17 protein-coding genes and 3 riboswitches are annotated in these 19,695 nt (G+C 35.9%); of the genes, 13 read left to right on the plus strand and 4 right to left on the minus strand.

What is annotated here, in order from left to right:
- Together COD11_RS21420 and COD11_RS21425 are read left to right on the plus strand one after the other, a co-directional pair.
- On the plus strand, positions 1 to 187 hold a 187-nt coding region (locus tag COD11_RS21420), incomplete at its 5' end, for an EAL domain-containing protein (RefSeq protein WP_141549723.1).
- Between the two features lie 208 nt (positions 188 to 395).
- Positions 396 to 692: a hypothetical protein gene (locus COD11_RS21425; protein WP_176551191.1), complete on the plus strand. Its 297-nt coding sequence runs from the start codon at positions 396 to 398 to the stop codon at positions 690 to 692.
- Between the two features lie 117 nt (positions 693 to 809).
- Here COD11_RS21425 and COD11_RS21430 read toward each other — a convergent pair whose 3' ends face one another.
- Entirely contained in the window at positions 810 to 1,163 is a 354-nt protein-coding gene (locus tag COD11_RS21430; protein ID WP_098798947.1) for a DUF2642 domain-containing protein, read from the minus strand.
- Between the two features lie 238 nt (positions 1,164 to 1,401).
- Here COD11_RS21430 and COD11_RS21435 point away from each other — a divergent pair, with 238 nt between their 5' ends.
- Positions 1,402 to 2,349, plus strand: coding sequence for a DnaD domain protein (locus tag COD11_RS21435; RefSeq protein WP_255301667.1), 948 nt, complete (start codon positions 1,402 to 1,404; stop codon positions 2,347 to 2,349).
- 175 nt (positions 2,350 to 2,524) lie between these two features.
- On the opposite strand, the gene COD11_RS21440 is transcribed toward COD11_RS21435, so the two are convergent.
- The 3 genes from COD11_RS21440 to COD11_RS21450 form a co-directional block, all read right to left on the minus strand.
- Complete coding sequence (locus COD11_RS21440; RefSeq protein ID WP_098798948.1) at positions 2,525 to 6,469, minus strand: 5'-nucleotidase C-terminal domain-containing protein; 3,945 nt, start codon at positions 6,467 to 6,469, stop codon at positions 2,525 to 2,527.
- Positions 6,470 to 7,036: 567 nt separating this feature from the next.
- Positions 7,037 to 7,237, minus strand: a complete 201-nt coding sequence (locus tag COD11_RS21445) for a hypothetical protein (RefSeq protein WP_098798949.1) — start codon at positions 7,235 to 7,237, stop codon at positions 7,037 to 7,039.
- Positions 7,238 to 7,441: 204 nt separating this feature from the next.
- A riboswitch (cyclic di-AMP (ydaO/yuaA leader) is annotated at positions 7,442 to 7,586 on the minus strand.
- 56 nt (positions 7,587 to 7,642) lie between these two features.
- A complete protein-coding gene (locus COD11_RS21450) occupies positions 7,643 to 8,008 on the minus strand; it encodes a Na-translocating system protein MpsC family protein (protein ID WP_483296308.1) in 366 nt (121 codons plus the stop codon).
- 230 nt (positions 8,009 to 8,238) lie between these two features.
- A riboswitch (cyclic di-AMP (ydaO/yuaA leader) is annotated at positions 8,239 to 8,378 on the plus strand.
- 335 nt (positions 8,379 to 8,713) lie between these two features.
- Between COD11_RS21450 and proC the strand changes: the two genes are divergently transcribed.
- The 10 genes from proC (at position 8,714) to kdpDN (ending at position 19,681) form a co-directional block, all read left to right on the plus strand.
- A complete protein-coding gene (gene proC, locus COD11_RS21455; protein ID WP_098798950.1) occupies positions 8,714 to 9,559 on the plus strand; it encodes a pyrroline-5-carboxylate reductase in 846 nt (281 codons plus the stop codon).
- Positions 9,560 to 9,601: 42 nt separating this feature from the next.
- On the plus strand, positions 9,602 to 10,714 hold the full coding sequence (gene proB / locus COD11_RS21460; protein WP_098798951.1) for a glutamate 5-kinase: 1,113 nt from the start codon (positions 9,602 to 9,604) through the stop codon (positions 10,712 to 10,714).
- A gap of 24 nt (positions 10,715 to 10,738) precedes the next feature.
- Entirely contained in the window at positions 10,739 to 12,016 is a 1,278-nt protein-coding gene (locus COD11_RS21465) for a glutamate-5-semialdehyde dehydrogenase (protein WP_304362988.1), read from the plus strand.
- A 379-nt stretch (positions 12,017 to 12,395) separates the two neighbouring features.
- Positions 12,396 to 12,535, plus strand: a riboswitch (cyclic di-AMP (ydaO/yuaA leader).
- Between the two features lie 449 nt (positions 12,536 to 12,984).
- Positions 12,985 to 13,389, plus strand: coding sequence for a hypothetical protein (locus COD11_RS21470; RefSeq protein WP_098798952.1), 405 nt, complete (start codon positions 12,985 to 12,987; stop codon positions 13,387 to 13,389).
- A 130-nt stretch (positions 13,390 to 13,519) separates the two neighbouring features.
- Entirely contained in the window at positions 13,520 to 13,597 is a 78-nt protein-coding gene (locus COD11_RS28055; protein WP_098798977.1) for a potassium-transporting ATPase subunit F, read from the plus strand.
- A gap of 31 nt (positions 13,598 to 13,628) precedes the next feature.
- Positions 13,629 to 15,293: a potassium-transporting ATPase subunit KdpA gene (gene kdpA / locus COD11_RS21480; RefSeq protein WP_483296309.1), complete on the plus strand. Its 1,665-nt coding sequence runs from the start codon at positions 13,629 to 13,631 to the stop codon at positions 15,291 to 15,293.
- A 96-nt stretch (positions 15,294 to 15,389) separates the two neighbouring features.
- Positions 15,390 to 17,450: a potassium-transporting ATPase subunit KdpB gene (kdpB, locus tag COD11_RS21485; protein WP_098798978.1), complete on the plus strand. Its 2,061-nt coding sequence runs from the start codon at positions 15,390 to 15,392 to the stop codon at positions 17,448 to 17,450.
- Between the two features lie 33 nt (positions 17,451 to 17,483).
- Positions 17,484 to 18,065, plus strand: a complete 582-nt coding sequence (kdpC, locus tag COD11_RS21490; RefSeq protein WP_098798954.1) for a potassium-transporting ATPase subunit KdpC — start codon at positions 17,484 to 17,486, stop codon at positions 18,063 to 18,065.
- Positions 18,066 to 18,148: 83 nt separating this feature from the next.
- A complete protein-coding gene (locus COD11_RS21495; RefSeq protein WP_176551192.1) occupies positions 18,149 to 18,535 on the plus strand; it encodes a sporulation protein in 387 nt (128 codons plus the stop codon).
- A 6-nt stretch (positions 18,536 to 18,541) separates the two neighbouring features.
- Entirely contained in the window at positions 18,542 to 19,681 is a 1,140-nt protein-coding gene (gene kdpDN / locus COD11_RS21500; RefSeq protein WP_098798956.1) for a KdpD-like non-kinase potassium sensor, read from the plus strand.
- The last annotated feature ends 14 nt before the right edge of the window (positions 19,682 to 19,695 follow it).

A 19,695-nucleotide genomic window follows, 5' to 3' on the forward strand; every position in this document is an offset into this window, starting at 1 on the left:
AGAAGTTTTGACAATACGTGTCATCGCAGAGGGAGTGGAAAATGAAAAGCAGTTGAATATATTAATAGACAAAGGATGTGACCAAATACAAGGCTATTATTTTAGCAAGCCTTTAACTCCTGAGGAATTCATTCTTAGATTTGGACAAGAATTGAAAAAGAGAAATAGTGTTGCGCCTTCAATATAGTATAAAGCCCCTAGATTTAGGGGTTTTTTCAATTTTAATGAGAAAAATAATAAATAAAACTAGTAAAATGCGTGTCCTTTATCCAATCTTTTCTAGCATTTAGAGAATAGATTAATAGCAAAGAGAGAAAGACAAACAAAACAATGCTAGCATGAGAAATAAAACATCTGTTTTTCTCTCTTTAAATACTAAAAGGGAGATGATTCTTTTGGGTAAGAAGAAAAACATGGAATATGGTAAATGCTACTGCTGGGGTTACAAAAAATACGACGTGGAGTTAGACTTTAAAAAAGATGATAAGAAAGATTATGATTATGGGAAGTACGATAAGAAAGATTACGATTATAAGAAGTATGATAAGAAAGATTATGATGATAAAAAGTATCATAAGTATGACAAAAAGAAAAATCATCATGATAGAAAATGCGATTATGGTTATAAGCATGATAGAAAGGATTACAAAAAGCATGACAAGAGATGTAAATGCTGTAACGAATGGTATTAGAGTATAAGTAGAAATTAGCATAACAAAATGAAATGTAAACGTTTTATATAAGAACTGGAAAAGTTCAACAGATATGCTGGTTAATCTGTTGAACTTTTTTAATTTCTTATTAAATGCTTATTCATCTTTCTCTCTATAGGAAGCTAAAGGACCCTCGAACCAAATCACCTGTGAAAGCCGAATATGTAATGCGCGATCATCTAAATTAATTTGAACATGATCCACTGCCACTCCAGCCACTTCACCTTCCACCCGACCAGCCGTTGTTACTAAAGCAATTTTTTGACCTTGATGTCTACTTATATGTTGAACAAATACCGGGTCTAAGTTTGTTGAATAATTAGTTGGTTGTGGTATACCGGTAATCGGATAGATAGGTGAATGAGCTGCAGGCTGATGATGAACATAGCCAGGTTGATCAATAGGGTTTTGAATATATGGCACTTTATCGTGAGAATGATTTACGGACATAAAAACACTCCTTAGAGGGGGATTTGTCCTTAATTAATATGAGACAAGTGTACGTTCTATTCATGAATTTTAAGGTGCCTATTTAAAAGTATACATTTTGTAAACGTTTGATTTGGATAAACTACTATCTTCGTATTTGATAATAATAAAAAATATAAAAATTTTAATTAACACGCTACTCTTTCGTCAATTTCTTATATATATACTATGAAAATACTAAGAAAGGGTAGTGATTAACATGGCAAAATATCGAATGGTACGTACTGAATTTTGGATGAATACAATGGATTTTGAGGAGATGACTTGGGAGGAGATGTATTTTCAGCTTTATTTACTAACAAATCCACATACGACTCAAATTGGAATCTATAAAATTACGAAAAGGCAAATTGCTTTTGAAATGCGTATTTCAATTGACAAAGTACATTCATTATTGGAAAGATTTATTCATCAATACAAGTTAATAAGCTATAACTCAGAAACGACAGAAGTCGCGATAAAGTACTGGGGGAAATATAATTTACATAAAGGTGGTAAGCCGATCATGGATTGTATTTATTCTGAGTTAAAAGAGGTAATAGACACTTCGCTTATTTCTTACGTATCAGAAAGCATTCCAAAAGAGGAAATTCGCAGATTATATGAATCATTTTGTAGGGAAGACAATGACCATGATATAAATCGTAAAAACCTCGACATAGGCGACAAAGTTAACGATACGTTCACGAGTCGTGATACGATTCGTGGACAAAAAGAAAAAGAAAATAAAAAAGAAAATAAAAAAGAAAATAAAAAACAACAACATAATGCTTATGTCCCAAAGGATACTTCATACAAAGCTATTGATATGCAAGAAATTATTGAGTTTTGGGACCGTAACGGATTTGGTTATTCCAACGCAAATGGTAAAAATGAATTATTGTTTTGGCTAGAGCATTCAGGCTATTTGTATCCTAAAGACTGGGTAATAAAGGCTATGGCTATAGCTTCTTCAAACAATAAGCGAAAGCTAAGCTATGTTGTTGGAGTTTTAAAAAACTGGGAAAATGAAGACTTTCTTAGGGTTGAGGAAATGAATAGCTGTCAGAAAAAGCACAAAACTTTACATAAGCAAACAGATTTTTTTCTTACTAAAAGGGCATTTCCTAAGGAATTTGTATTTGATATAACAGCAGGTGAAGAGTAAAACGGATGATAAAAAGTAATGATTTAAGGCAATCAGAAGTATATTAGGTTTGATTTATAGAGACAAATCATCAAAAGCTGAAAAATGATGAAAAGAGGAATAGAATCTGTTCTATTCCCCTTTTGTCAATAGCCCTATATTGATCTGTTTTTTAAAAAAGATTGTGTGAAGATGTTTATTCTGCCTTATGCTCAACAATGTAAGTAAGCATTGTTGTAATATCTTTTCGATCATCTTCACTCATTAACTTATCTGGGTATTTCTCAATTCGGTCATTTAAACGTTTTAGAGCATCATAGGCTTGATAATCAAATAACCAAGATAAGAAACTAAATTTGTTTTCTCTTTTTCTTTCTAAGTTACGTTCGGCAATTTCTAATTGTGCTAGAATCGAAACTTTAACACCTTTCTTCGCATCAGAATCCTGAACTATCTTTTTCGTGTTATCAATTGTTGCAGCTTGAACAAGTATTTCTGTTATTTTAGTTTCTTCAATGTTTCCTGCACTGTCTGTTGAACGGTAAGAAAGCTTATGTTCACCAGCTTCAAGTGTAATTGCTTCAACATATGGAACCCACTCAGAATCATCAAGGTTATATTCAATCGATTTAACTTCAGATTCCGAATCAGTAGCAGATAATTCAACTGTAACCTCTTCTAAGAAAGAACCGTCTGTAAAGTTTGCTTCTGGAATTTGTATTTCTGTTACTGGAGCTGTTGTGTCAGTTGGTGCAACAACTTCAGAAATACGACCTTCTGCAGCATAGGAAATAGGCTGGCCATTAAAGCTCTTTACAAAGTCAACTGTTGCTTGTAAATCTTCTGGACCTTGTACTGGATTTTCACCTAACGCAGCTAGCAAATATTTGTCATTAGTGTGTGGGTACATATAGTTGTTTACTGTTACAGTGTAAGTTTCATCAGGATTGATCCTTTCTCCATTAGGTAAAAATAAATCAACAACCTGTCCATATTTCCCTAAGGAGCTGTCCCATGTATAGCGGAATCCACTAATGCTAACATCAGGCCCGTAACTGCTAAATTGAGAATTAATAATTTGCCTTAAATCATCGCCGGTTATTTCAAGTTTTACCAATGTATTTCCGAATGGTTGAATATTGAATAACTCATTCCATGTGATGTCACCTGAATTAAGGTCATCACGGATTCCGCCACCGTTCATTAAAGCGAAATCACTATTCATTGAGTATGCCATACCGTCAGCAATTAAATTACCAAGTGCATTATCACCAATTTCCCCTTTAGCTGCATAGCCACCAGTTAATTCAGTTGCAGCTTGACCAATAACTTCATTTAGCTTTGGCCCCACTTGATCAAGATATTTTTCTAGAATCGCGCTTACTTCTGCATCAGGCTCAATATTACTTTGAACAACATCAACAATTTCCGCTGATTTTTTAATAATATCTCCTGTAGATGGATCGATCTCTAAATCAACATCTACAAAGGCTTTCCCATATTCCCAAGCTTGGACAATCAATTTGTTATCAACAACTGCATTTAGTCTTACATGGTTATGAGCTGCAAAGATAACATCGACCGCATCATTTACATTGTTTGCGATATTTGCGATATCACCTGTTGCACGATCATCGCCAGATTGATTTCCAGGAACGTGAGAAAGGACGACAATTGCTTCAACACCTTGCTCTTGCAGTTCAGGAACATATTTATTAATGGCTTCAACTTCATCTGTAAATTCAACATTTTCGTTTCCGTTTGCAATAATCATATTTGGTGTATCCGTTGTTGCAACACCAATAAATCCAATCTTTTCTCCTTCAACTTCTTCGATTGCGTATGGAGGGAGAACTAGTTCGTGTGTATCCTTATATGATACGTTAGCAGCAATCATAGGGAAATCAATTCCATCATAGTTTGCCGTACCATTCGGATGTTCCCCACCATTAATGAGGCGAAGCATCTCACTTACACCCTCGTCAAATTCATGATTTCCAACAGTTCCAACATCAAAGCCAATAGATTCCATAATTTCAACTGTAGGCTCGTCCTGCAATAAAGCTGATACTGGAGAACTTCCTCCAACCATATCACCTGGGTGTACGATTAATGTATTAGGATTTGTTGCTTCACGCTGGCGTAAATAGGCAGCAAGGTAATCTGCTCTCCCGTAATTCACTCCATTAACAGTACCAGTTACATCAATTTTTCCGTGTAAATCATTTACACCTAATAATTGAACTTTAACATTTTCGTTCGGTTCACTATCAGTTGCTGCTGTATAACCGTTTGCTTCGGCTTCTTCGGTGCTTGCAAAGAAAATTCTTTTTTCTACAGGTACGTCTGCCCAGTTCTCAGGAGAAACGTATTCTTTATTATCAGAATTTCCAACATAGCGCAGTAAGCCTTTTCCTTGTTCTCTTGCACGAAACTCGAATGGTAGCTCCATTAATAGATTTTCAGGGTTCCAGATTCCTAGTCCTTCATCTTTTGCTGCTTTAACAGCTGCTTGGAAAGCATTGTAATCTTCTTCAGAACCAACCGGCCAAATAAAATAGGAGGATGCATAGCCTTTGCGTACCATTTCTAAGTTGGTGTTCATGTTATCACTTTTACGAATAACTTGAGCGAGAAGACGACCATATGCATCAGTTGGTTCTTCACCAATTTTTAGTATAATTTCGTCACCAGCTTTTAATAATGTGTTCATGTATGCTTTAGCAGCATTTCCGAAGTCTAATTGATTTTGATCTGCTTCATTTACAACTTTGTGGTAAGTCTCAGGTGTATCCATATTCACATAACGTACTTTAGTCGAACCTAGTACAGGGTTTGTAATATGAATCGTATCGCCATCCACAACACTTTCTACAACTGCTGAATATTCGCCAGCTGCTGTTGGTGGTTCTGGTTGCGTAGCTAATAATGTGAAATCTCCTTGCTTTCTTGGTAGTAGCTGATAAGAATCATACTGACTTAAAATAGCTGTGATTTCATACCATTTACCTTCTTCTATATTCTCAATTCCAACTTCTTCCATAACACGAAGGGTAGTAGAGTGATAGTTTTCGTCCACTAGCGATACATTATAACCACCGCCAGCAGGGGATGAAGGGATTGATTGAACATAACCACTTACTTTTACTAACTTACCTTCAAGTGGTTCTGCTACGGAAGCGTCTTGTAAATCTACTAGAGTAATAGATTGTGCTGCAGGAACTGAACTACTTTCTTCAATGGATTCAATAGAGGTTGGTACAATTTCTGTTAAGCCTCTATATCCAGTAATTGATCCTGTTACACGAACTTTTTTACCTTCTGTAAGCTCAATAAAGCTTGCTGCATTAGATGCATAAATATTAATACCTGCTGTTTCATCTTGAATAAAGGTAGATAGTTTTCCTCCACCAATAGCAGAGTTATCAGCTGTAACTATTCCTTCAATTGTTACAGTTTGATTCGTTTTTTGCTTTGCATCAGCGATAGATAATACACCTGTTTCAGGTTGTTCTGGATCGGTAGTATCTCCATCACCTGGATCTGTAGGTGCTGTGCCGTCCATTGTGTGAGAGCCTAAGTATGTGAGTGTGTCTTTAGGGTATGTTGACCATTCGTCTGGTGTGTATGTTGTTGTGCCAGAGTGGATGTTTGGGTTTCTGACAAGTGTTTTATCCGTTGCAAAATTTTCTTTAATTCCAATTGTTCCGATTACGTCTATTAATTGATCATTCTTTTTCAAAGCAAAAGCATCATCGCCGTTAAAATTTATTACTGTACCATTTTTAATATCTGCTTTATTAGAAATGTCTGTACTTGTTTTATCACTATCATGGGCTAAAACATGAACTTTACCATTTTCAAGAGTTCCTGTTAATGATAGAGTTTGACTTGCAGTAGAACTACCATTCGAATAAAGCTCAACCTTATACTGTGACAAATCAACTGTCTGGCCAGTCCCATTATAAATTTCAATAGCTTTGTTGAAGGAAGTTCCTTCTATATACTCCGAAATAAATAAATCTGTTGCTAAAGCAGTTTCTGCTTTAACACTTTTTGAAAACACTGGTAAAAACGTTGAAAGAATTAATGCTAAAACTAACAAACTACTAAACATCTTTTTAAACAATTGCCGCTTCATACTATTCCTCCTTATTGTTAACAACGCTTCTACTATAAGGAGGAAATATGAATACAGTGTTAAGTATTTGTTAAGGTATAAAAATGAGTCAAACTACCCGTTAGGATATTCGTGAGAGAAGCTGATTTATGTCGGAATTTTATAGAAAATATCGTATTATTGGACTATTTACTGTCGGTATAATCCATATTTTAGGTTTGTGATAGAGAGGTATATAGGAGATTTTAAGAGTTTTAATCTTATTAAAGAGAAGAAAAGGTTCTATTATTTGCTGAAATGATAAAAGGAGTTCCTTTAATAGTAGTTTTTGTTCGTAATAATAAAATTATTACCTTCTCATAATAAATAATAGTAAGCTGATAATATATGCAAATCTTTCAAGGATAGAGATTTAAAACATGATCTACAAGGGAAAGTTTTAAAAAAGGGATTTTATTGTATGTTGAATAATTGCTGAACAAACTATAGATCTCACTATTTGTCTTACAGCTTTAATAATAGGGGCTTTAATGATATTTAAACCAAATAAAAAAACGTCATTCTTTATGAATGACGCATTATAACCCATTATTTAAGAATATTTAAAAAGGTAAGAGTTTTTAACAATGAATTCATTTTTTTATCATTAATTTTTATATCTTTCATATTAATTTTATCCTGATGGTCTTTAAGCCATGTCTTTAACTCCTGTTTATCTTGAAAGTGGGTAAAATATGTTTCTCCACCTTTTCCAACAGCGTTAACAACATATCTGCATGATTTTTCCATAATGACCACCTTTTTTAAATGAATTTGTTAAAAATGCATTATAACAAAGCTCCCAGAGAATAACACTCTTCTGCTCAAATGACGTATATAGCACTAGGCGAGATAAAGATACAGTTATTACATAAAAAAACGCTACGGATCATAATTATCCGAGACATTATTGGCATGTTCAAATAAACAAAATGCCCAATACTACGACAATACCACTCTCTTTGTCAACGCTTACGAGGTTAGCTGTCGGATTCGGAAGGAAAGAGTCCCCCTACCATTACTGGATTCACCCCAAGAATGTAAATCTTACACATTCAAAATTGGTTCCCCCGTTCTACGGATTCAGCGCATTAGTGTTAAGTTTTTCTCGATATTAAAATGTTGGGAGGTATAATAAATTAGTCCAAGTTATTGTTAATCTAAGCATTTCTCCAAGTTTTTATCAACAACAAATACTTCAATTCTTTCCCCCATTTTTGTGCTAATATCACTATGGCTAGAAAGAACCCGACAACCTGTGTGCTTTTCTACAATTTCTTCGAAGTCTTTGCTGTACATTTCACGTAAAACTTGTCTCATATGCTTTACCACTTTTCGCCCAGTATCATGTCCAACCAGGTGTTTTTCTTCAACTGTTAAAACGCCTTTAAAGCGGGCAATTACCATGTCCTCAACAATATAAGTTTTGGTTTCTTGAGGGCCCCTTCCGATCAGTTCACGTTGAAGTTTAATAAATGCTTCACTAATTTCAGCCTCTAATTTTCTTTTGGCAGAAGCCATGATTTTTCCTCCCATATACAATTTTCTAATTTCAAAGACTATGTTAATGACAAATTAGGTTTATTGTCAATAACTTCTTTTAGTGTTGTAATTATTAAAATAGTTAGAATAAGTTAGAAATTTAGAGAATAGAGAAGGTTCTTCTTTAAAAATCAGAAAAAATAAACATATTTAAGACATTTATTATATTTACAAACTAAATCATGCCGAAGTAGAATAAAAGAAATCATCATATCACTCGGCCTAGTCTCAGAAATGAGAGCGGAGGAACCAATTTTTTTGGGGTTAATTCTACTTTGTAGAAGGGATGAGAGTTCTCTTTCGCCATCCTACCCGTCAGCTAACTTCGTCGGCTAAAGCGAAGGAGGTCATAAGACCACCTTACATTTAGGGGGCTTTTTTTGCTATTGTTATAGTAAAAAAGGCAGCCTACGTAGTTAAAGTAGGTCTTTTTATTATACCTATACGGAAAAAGAAACATGGAAGACAGAATGCATAGAGCGTGATTAATGCTAGGCATTAGGTAGACCAATGTGTACTTTTTCTCCAAGAAATGTGTAAAGAAGCATTTTATTGAAATTGCTTCTGCACATTGGGGATAAAGTAACCATTGGTCTTTTTGTATTCTATGAGTTGTGTAGGTGTTGTGAATTTGATCTCTTTAGGAAAGTAGGAAAATTAAATTCCAATAATGGAGGGATCTTTATGTTTGGAAAGATGAAAATTGCGTTTATTGGTGCAGGAAATATGGCAGAAGCCTTAATTTCCGGTTTCGTTAGTACAATGGACTGTCCAGAGACTCAAATAGTTGTAACAAATAGGGGGAATAAAGCAAGATTACTTGAGCTAAGAGACAAATATTCCGTCGAAATTACTTCAAGAGAAGCATTGAATTTTAATAATATAGACATTTTATTTTTGACTGTAAAACCGAAAGATATTGACTCGGCTTTACAGGAACTATCAACTAAACTTACAAGAAAAACAATCATAATGTCAGTTGTGGCAGGGGTCTCAACAGATTATATAGAATTAGCTCTACCTCTTCATCAACCAGTTATTCGTGTTATGCCAAATACATCATGTATGTTAATGGAATCAGCTACAGCCATTTGTTCTGGTACTTATGCAACAGGAAGACATTTGCTCATTGCGCATGAATTTTTGAAATGTCTAGGTAGAGTTTTTGTTATTGACGAGAATCAAATGGATATTTTTACAGGTGTTGCAGGTAGTGGGCCCGCCTACTTTTATTATCTAATGGAACAGATGGAAAAAACGTGTGCAGAGGAAGGTATGGACATAGAACTAGCAAGAGAAATTAGTGCTCAAACCATGTTAGGAGCAGCAAGGATGATATTAGAGTATAGTGCAAGTCCATCTAGATTAAGAGCTAACGTAACATCTCCTAATGGAACAACAGAAGCAGGAGTAGAAGAACTAATAAAATACGGAGCAGGAAGAGCGATATCACAAGCAATTAGAGGGGCTCAAAAAAGATCGATGGAAATTACCTCGATTTTACAAATGGAAAGATCCAATTCTAACTAAAGAAAGAAAATCAGAAAAAAACTAAAGAAGAGGAGTGGAAATATGTCTGAAACCATTCAAAAAAAACGAGTGGTCATTAAGGTAGGCAGCAGTTCACTAACAAGTATGCAAGGAGAATTAAGTAGGAGAAAGCTAGAACATCTAGTTGAACAAGTGGTCAAATTAAAAGATGATGGTCATGAGGTTTTACTGGTTTCATCGGGTGCGGTAGCTGCAGGATATCGAAAATTAGGTTTTGTGGAACGGCCAACGTTACTTCCTGAAAAACAAGCTGCAGCAGCTGTTGGGCAGGGACTTTTAATTGAGGCATATTCCAACTTATTTCTTTCCCATGGCTATGTGGCATCACAATTACTTATTACAAGAAGTGATTTTTCAGATGAAACGAGATATATGAATATAAAAAGTACAATGAATGTGTTGCTTGAAAGAGGGATTATTCCAATCGTTAATGAAAACGATACTGTTACGATCAATCGATTAAAGTTTGGAGACAATGATACACTTTCTGCCAAAGTTGCTGCCCTTATTAGTGCTGATCAATTAATCATTTTATCAGATATTGAAGGTTTATATGATTCAGATCCAAGGGAAAACAAGGATGCTACTCTCTTAACCCATGTAAAGGTTATCACATCAGACATTGAAGTTATGGCAGGTGAAGCGGGAAGTTCAGTAGGAACCGGCGGCATGCGTTCAAAATTAGAGGCATTTAAGATCACGATGGCATCAGGTATACCAGCTTTTATAGGGAAAAGTGGTGTGAAGGATATTGTCTATCAGGCTGTCCAGAAAACGGCTAAAGGTACGTATTTTGAACCGGAAAATCAAAATAGTAGGTTGGATAGTAAGCAACAGTGGATGGCCTTTAATTCAGAGCCTGAGGGGGCAGTTGTCATAAATGACAGTGCAGTGCAGAGCATTCTTAACCATACTGCAGGTCTTTATCTTTGCGATATCGTAGAGGTGAAAGGTGACTTTAATGAAGAAGCTATTATTAAAATATTAACCTTAAGAGAGCATGAACTCGGTGTGTGTCGTGTGAATTTTTCTTCATCAGATCTTGTTAATGGAAGTAGCTGTAGACAAAAAGATGAAGCAGCATCTATTCGACAGATTGTTTGTCAAAATGAGTGGGAAAACATTGTGTCTTAAATCACCTATAAGGGAGGAATCGCGATGAATTGGGTATCAGAATGGACAACTGAAATGATGAGCGTAAGAGAGCAAGCTAAGAGGGCACAAAAAGCGGGAAAAATCATGTCAATGTTATCTACGAATCAAAAAAACCAGGCTTTAAGTAAAATGGCTGAAACTTTGGAAGCGAATATACCATCTATTTTAAAGGCAAATGAAAAAGATTTAACACGGTCGAAAGAAAAGAAATTAGATGCAGCATTATTGGATCGCTTGTTCCTAACAGAAAATAGAGTAATAGATTTTTGTCGTGGGCTTCGTCAGGTAGCCGACCTAGATGACCCTACAAATAAAACGTTAATGGAATGGGAACTTGAAAACGGAGTAAAAGTTAAAAAGATTGCCGTCCCTTTCGGAGTTATTGGGATGATATACGAGGCCAGACCAAATGTTACGGTTGATGCGACGGGATTAGCTTTGAAATCAGGAAATGCGATTGTATTAAAAGGCGGATCAAGTGCCCTTATGACGAATAAAGCAATTATTGATTTAATTTATACAGCTTTAGATGAGACTGATGTTCCTAAGGATGCAGTTCAATTTGTGAATACATCTAGCCGTGATGCTGCCCAACAATTATTCACAATGAGAGAATATATTGATCTCCTCATTCCAAGAGGGGGGGAAGAGCTCATTCAAGCAGTGATAAATCAAGCGACCATCCCGGTTCTTGAAACTGGTGTAGGGAATTGTCATTTATATATTGATCAAGAAGCAGATGTTGAAATGGCACTATCCGTCTTAGTTAATGCGAAAACGGATAGACCAGCCGTGTGTAATGCAGTTGAAACTGTATTAATTCATGACAAATGGTTTAATAAATACCATGATGTATTTTTTACTAAGCTAGAGGAATACGGAATATCGATCCATGGAGATGAAAAGGTGTTAAAAAGAACAATAAATGCTGTGAAAGCTAATGAAGAGGATTGGGCAAATGAGTATTTAAGTCTTAAACTTGCTGTGAAGGTTGTGGATTCAGTTGAAGATGCCATTGAGCACATAGATCGATACGGGTCTAAACATTCTGAGGCAATCATTACAGAGAATGCTAAAACTGCAAAGACATTTTTGGCTCTTGTAGATGCTGCAGCTGTTTATCATAATGCATCTACCCGTTTTACGGATGGTGGAGCACTAGGATTCGGTTGTGAAATTGGAATCTCAACTCAGAAATTGCATGCCAGAGGACCAATGGGGCTACCTTCTTTAACAACAACTAAATACTTGATGTATGGAAGTGGCCAAATAAGAGAGTGAATAGTGAAATAGTAATAGTGAAAAGACAGTTATTTCGATGAATAGCTGTTCTTTTTTATTCAATTAAACAAAAAGCATATATTCCTTTATTTCAGGGATGATTCATAAGAGTACTCATCTGATGAGGAGATATAGCATTTAGCATACACATTTCAATTCCATCCACTGGCTATTGAAGATTGTGTACAAAGACTTCAACGGTCATTCTCTAATCAATTAAATTGAACATAATCTTTAATAGAATATTAGAGAAACAGTTAGAAATAATGAGTAAATGAGCATTTTCGTGAGGGAAATTACTTATTTTGGTGTTTTTTTGAGAAATATACCTATTTACAATCCTAATCAACCGCAGTATGATTATCTCGTAAACAACAACTAAACAGATCGGCCTAGTCTCAGAAATGAGAGCGGAGGAACCAATTTTTTGGGGTTAATTCTACTTTGTAGAAGGGATGAGATTTTCTCTTTCGCCATCCTACCCGTCAGCTAACTTCGTCGGCTAAAGCGAGGGAGGTCATAAAGACCACCTTTTATCAGTGGGCTTTTTTTGTTGCGAATCACAGCAAAAAATGGCAAACTGACAATTAAGTAGGTCTTTTTATTATGCCTATTTTTAAAAAATATACATGGAAGACAGAATGCATAGAGAGCTGAAGGCTAGCTAGGCATTAAGTAGACCAATGTGTACTTTTTTTCCGAAAATATGAAACAAGCAAACATCCATGAGAACAAATAACTCAAGTTAGAGTTCATTTGTTGACCATGTGCTTGATTTCATTTGGGGAAAGAGTAAACATTGGTCTATTTTTTTTCGCTTAGATAACTTCTTCCAAGCGGGGGAAGCTACATAATCGAAATAGTAGAATGGCAATCTTCGAATGTATGTAAGGCATGACTTGCTTTCTCTCACAGCCGGATTTTTTTAGACATTGTTGTTTAACTAAAAGGGTTAAGGAGGCTTCACGTTGTTAAATGGTCAGATTGAAAAAGAGTCAGTATTGGTGTGTGTACCTGATCAGGATGTGTTACCGGAGTTGGAAGGATATTTAAATCCAGAACATTCTTATGTAGCTACACCAGATTCACAAGTTTCGGAGTGGCTAAGATATCACGGATTTAAGAATGTTTATTCATTTTCTAACCATGATTCGTTTATTCCGTTATCTGCTAAGTTTGAAAAGGTCATTTTAATTGAAAGCAGACATATTGCTGATACCTTTGACAGTCTAAAAGTATTAAGAAACAGTACGATTGCACCAATTATTGTTGTAACAACAACTCATGCATATCCAATGAGACTGTATTATTCAATGGGTGCTAAGCTTGTTATTTACTCGAAAAGTAAAAACATCTCATACTTTATTCTTTAAAAAATAATTAGGAGGTTCATAGAATGCTAGATTTAATCATGGTCGGACTCTTTATTGTACTTCCAATTTTGATGGTCGGATTAACCAAATGGTCTGCGGGAGTTGTGGAACAAGGAAGTGAAAAGAAATAATGGGGGCATTATTAGGAATTGCAGCAATTGTAACAGTGTATTTATTTTATGTTTTATTAAATCCAGAAAAATTTTAACTAGTTGGAGGTACATTCGGTGATAACGACAATTCTATCCATCATCATTACTCTTATTGTAGTTGTATTACTTGCAAAGCCTTTTGGAATCTATTTGGCAAAGGCATTTGATTATAACCAGACGGGTGTAGATAAAATATTCAATCCATTGGAGAAAGTGTTATTTAAGATAGGTGGTATTCAAAAGGTTCATCAAACTTGGAAGCAATATGCTTTATCTCTTGTATTGGCTAATGCATTCATGATCGTGCTTGTTTATTTCGTGTTTCGATTGCAAGGATTTCTACCGTTAAATCCTAGTGGAAATCCTAGTATGGATCCAACATTAGCTTTTAATACAGCGATAAGCTTTATGACAAATACAAATCTTCAACATTATAGTGGAGAGTCAGGATTATCTTATTTAGGTCAAATGATTGGTATTCTCTTCATGATGTTTGCTGCACCAGGTACTGCATTAGCAGTAGCGATTGCTTTTGTAAGGGGCTTGAGTGGAAAAGAAATCGGTAATTTCTTTGTTGATTTAATTAGAGCCATTATACGTGTTTTAATGCCAATTGCCTTTATCACAGGACTTATCTTTGTTGCATTAGGAGTTCCGCAAACATTAGAACCTACAGTAACGGCTAATACAATTGAAGGAACAACACAGGAAATTGCACGTGGCCCAGTTGGTGCTTTCTTATCTATTAAAGAACTAGGTAATAATGGTGGTGGATTTTTCGGAGTAAACTCCGCTCACCCATTTGAAAATCCGAATGCAATGAGTAACTTTATGCAAATTTTATTAATGATGTTACTTCCAACGGCTCTTCCTTTTACGTATGGAAAGATGGTTGGGAATATAAAACAAGGTCGAGTATTATTTGTCTCAATGCTTATGATCTTTATTGTCTTTCTTTCAACTGCATTTATCTCAGAGTTTCAAGGTAACCCAAGATTAAATGAATTAGGAATTCAGCATGATCAAGGAAGCATGGAGGGAAAAGAGGTTCGATTTGGAACAGGCCAGTCAATCTTTTATGCAATTGTGACAACTGCTTCTGAAACAGGTGCTGTTAATACGATGCATGATACGTTAACACCGATTGGTGGAATGTTGGCATTATCAAATATGTTACTTAACACAGTATTTGGTGGAGTGGGAGCAGGTTTTATCAATGTAATGATGTACGCAATGATTGCTGTTTTCCTTTCTGGACTAATGGTTGGTCGAACTCCAGAGTTTTTAGGGAAGAAAATCGAAGGGAAAGAAATGAAGCTAATCGCTATTACAATGTTGATTCATCCATTATTAATTCTAGGGGCTTCAGCCGTTGCTTTATTCTCTTCACTCGGTGTAGAGGGGATTTCTAATAGTGGATTCCATGGAATTTCTCAGGTTGTATACGAGTATACCTCATCTGCTGCCAACAATGGCTCAGGTTTTGAAGGACTTGGTGATGCTACTCCTTTCTGGAATATCTCAACTGGGATTGTCATGTATATTGGTCGATTCTTTGGACTAATTACAATGTTAGCTGTAGCTGGTTCACTTGCGTCTAAAAAATTAGTACCTGAAACAGTAGGGACATTCCGTACGGACTCATCTCTATTTGGTGTCATTTTAGTCGGTACAATTTTCATCGTTGGGGCATTAACATTTTTCCCAACCTTGGTATTAGGACCTGTAGCAGAATATCTAACATTGAGATAGGAGGAAGTAAAGATGGGGAATCAAGCAGTTAAGGAAAAGCACAATGTGACAATACTCCCTGTGGGGGAACAGGAAGAAACTAAACAACAAAGAAACATGAATAACCAACCTACTAACAATAACAAGGACGGAAACAAAAAAATGATGGATAAAGCAATGATCACACAAGCATTGAAGGAATCCTTTACAAAGCTAGATCCAAGAAAAATGATAAAAAACCCAATTATGTTTGTTGTAGAGATTGGATTTTTTATTACACTGTTAATGTCAGTTGCACCGAATTTATTCGGAACCAGTCATGTTGAAACATGGTTTAACATAACCGTTACACTTATTCTTCTATTCACGGTGCTGTTTGCTAATTTTGCTGAGGCACTTGCAGAAGGCCGCGGGAAAGCACAAGCTGATTCGTTAAAAAAGTCAAAACAAGATATTACAGCAAATGTAGTGAAAACAAACGGAAAAGTCGAAAAAATTGCTTCAAGTCAGTTGAAAAAAGGAGATATAGTCGTTGTCTCTCAAGGTGAAATGATCCCAGGAGATGGTGAGGTAATTGAAGGAATAGCATCCGTTGATGAATCAGCCATTACCGGTGAATCTGCACCTGTTATTAAAGAAGCAGGTGGTGATTTCAACTCTGTAACAGGTGGTACAAGAGTTGTTAGTGACCAAATAAAAGTTAAGATTACTAGTAATCCTGGTGAGTCTTTTCTTGATCGAATGATTTCATTAGTAGAAGGAGCGGAACGACAAAAAACGCCTAATGAGATAGCGTTAAATACAGTGTTAACAAGTTTAACCTTAATTTTTATGATTGTTGTGGTCACTCTACCGTTCTTTACAAACTATCTTAATTTTCAAATTGAAATCCCAGTTTTAATTGCCCTTTTAGTATGCTTGATCCCTACAACCATTGGGGGATTATTATCCGCAATTGGGATTGCTGGTATGGACCGTGTTACTCAGTTTAACGTGCTTGCGATGTCTGGTAAAGCCGTTGAAGCAGCTGGAGATATTAACACGATTATCCTTGATAAAACAGGAACGATAACGTTTGGGAACCGTATGGCAAGCAATTTTATACCAGTGGGAGATGCATCATTACAGGACTTATCCTATTGGGTGGGAATGAGTTCGTTAAAAGATGAAACTCCTGAGGGTCGTTCTGTCATTGAGTTATTAAAAGCACGAGGAGTTAACATAAATGACTCTCTAGCAGACGACGCACAGTTTATTGAATTTAAAGCTGAAACAAGAATGAGTGGAATGGATCTAAAAGATGGACGTCAAGTTAGGAAAGGTGCTGTTGATGCTGTAAAGGAATGGGTTAAAGCACAGGGAGGGCGAATTCCAGCTGATTTAGAAGAAGAAGCTAAGGAGATTGCTAAAGAAGGTGGTACTCCTTTAGCGGTAGCTTTAGGAAATGAAATACTTGGGCTGATCTATCTAAAAGATACAGTAAAACCAGGAATGAAAGAGCGGTTTGATCAGTTACGAAAAATGGGGATTAAAACTGTCATGTGTACCGGAGATAATCCATTAACAGCAGCAACAATAGCCAAAGAAGCTGGTGTTGATGAATTTATTGCAGAATGTAAACCTGAAGATAAAATTGAAGTGATCAAGTATGAGCAATCACAAGGAAAGCTAGTTGCCATGACAGGTGATGGGACAAATGATGCGCCTGCTCTCGCTCAAGCAGATGTTGGTCTTGCAATGAACAGTGGTACAACTGCAGCAAAAGAAGCAGCAAACATGGTAGATTTGGATTCAAATCCAACGAAGATTATTGAAGTTGTGTCAATTGGGAAACAACTCCTTATGACGCGAGGTGCATTAACAACTTTCAGTATTGCTAATGATGTTGCCAAGTATTTTGCGATCATCCCAGCGATGTTTATGTTAGCGATACCTGGAATGGAAGCACTAAATATTATGGGACTTTCAACACCAATGTCAGCGATACTCTCAGCATTAATCTTTAATGCAGTTATTATTCCATTGCTCATTCCACTTGCAATGAGGGGTGTAGCATACAAACCGATGAGCTCAAATTCCTTATTAAAACGTAATTTAACATTCTATGGTTTAGGTGGGGTAATCGTTCCTTTTATCGGAATCAAGCTTATCGATCTTGCCATCTCACTCATCATTTAAGCATATATAATAGTAGAAAGAGGGTTAAAAGTAATGAAAACAGAGCAAAAGCTAGTAGGTCCAATTATTAGAACAAGCTTTTTACTTATGCTATTGGCTGGTATTATCTATCCTGTAGCTGCAACAGGAGTGGCACAGGTAATCATGCCTGAAAAAGCAGATGGTAGTCTTATCTATAATGATAATGATGAAGTCATAGGCTCTGAATTGATAGGTCAACAGTTTACAAGCCCTGAATTTTTCCATGGACGTGTTTCAGCAATTGAATTTAATGGCGCTGGTTCAGGCTCTAATAACTATGCACCTTCAAATGAGGAGCTGGTTACCCGAACAAAGGAAACGATCGAAGCATGGAAACAAGCAAACCCTGAAACACCTGTTAGTGAAGTTCCCGTTGATTTAGTAACAGACTCTGGCTCAGGCCTTGACCCACATATCAGTCCGGAAGGGGCACTTGCACAAGTGAATAGAATCTCTAATTTAACAGGGATTGAAAAAGAGGAACTAAAACAACTTATTGAAAACCATATTCAAGGCAAGGAGCTTGGCCTATTCGGGGAAGAGCGTGTTAATGTATTACAGCTTAATCTAGATTTACAAAAGTTACTAGATTAGGAGAATGAAATAGCAGTCCTAACCATAGTGGTTAGGCTGCATTTATATTTAATAAAACATTCACTCTAAAAAGGATGAACACGATGATCAGTGATTATGTATCAAGAATAAATATTGGAACTCCAAAAGTAAAAATAATAATTAACAAAACAACTTTTTTTCAAGGTGAGATGCTAGAAGGAACGATCCATATAGTTGGTGGTTTATTCAGAACAAAGGTAAAAAGATATGATATTGAATTTATAGGAAGGGATCAAGAGTCTGGAAAAGAACACATCTATAATGAGAGAGTTGTTTATTCAACTTTAGTATGTAAACGAAGTGAAAAAAACGTGCTACCTTTTTGTTTAAAGATATCAGAAGATCTTCCAATACATTTGCAGTATGTCATAAGATGTAGAGTAGTTCTTGAGAATATTGAGGACTTCGAAGAAGAATATCCAGTTACAATTAAATTCCTCATGAGGTGATGTAAATTGGAAAGAAATCACCCATATTTTAGAAGGAGAAAGCCAGAAGAGATATTAGAAGAAATCAACCAATCTAACCGAGGAAGCCTGAAGCTATATGTAGGAGCAGCTCCAGGAGTTGGAAAGACATATAAGATGCTTCAAGATGCAATAGATTTAAGAAGTGAAGGCCATGACGTTGTAATAGGTCTGGTTGAAACACATGGGAGAAAAGAAACAATAAATCAGATAAAAGATCTTGAGCAAATTCCTCTAAAGGAATTGATTTATAAAGACAAAGTATTCTATGAGCTGAATGTGGATGAAATTATGAATAGAAAGCCAGACATTGTGATCATAGATGAACTAGCTCATACCAATATACCAGGATCTTTTCATAATAAACGTTATCAAGATGTAGAAGAAATTCTAGAGGCAGGAATAAGTGTCCTCTCTGCTGTGAATATTCAGCATTTAGAAAGTGTAAATGATATTGTCCAACATATAACAGGGGTTAAAGTGCGTGAAAGAGTTCCAGATCTTTTCGTGCAAAGAGCTAGTGAAATACAGTTAATAGACATCACCCCTGAAACACTTCGTAAACGATTAGCAGATGGGAAAATATATGCTTCGGAAAAAATTGAGCAAAGTCTTTCGAACTTCTTTTCAGTAACAAACCTATCAGCTTTACGTGAATTAGCTTTAAGAGAGATCGCAAATGATGTGGATGAACGCATTGAACAAAGTTTTCAAAAAGGTCCGATAGGCGTTCATGAGAAAATCCTTGTTTGTGTTCACTATGGACCAACAGCAGAAAAACTCATCCGAAGAGGTTGGCGAATGGCTCATCGACTAAAAGCTGATTTATTTATCTTGAATGTCGTCTCAGAGAATGTCTCATCACCTGATTCGGTAAAAGCCCAAAAAATACAAGAATGGAGTGCTTTAGCTACTCAATTTCATGCAAAGTTAATCTTTGAGGAAAGAGGAAAACGTAAACCAGCAAAAGTAATTATTGATATTGCCCAACAATATCACATCACCCAAATCTTACTTGGGCAATCAGCTAGGACAAGATGGGAAGAAATTAGAAAAGGGTCTATTGTGAATATGATAATGAGAGAAACCTCTAATATAGATATCCATATTGTTTCAGATAACAGATAGAGTAGGAGGATATG

The sequence above is a fragment of the Bacillus sp. AFS040349 genome (assembly GCF_002577655.1).
Lineage (GTDB): Bacteria > Bacillota > Bacilli > Bacillales > Bacillaceae > Metabacillus.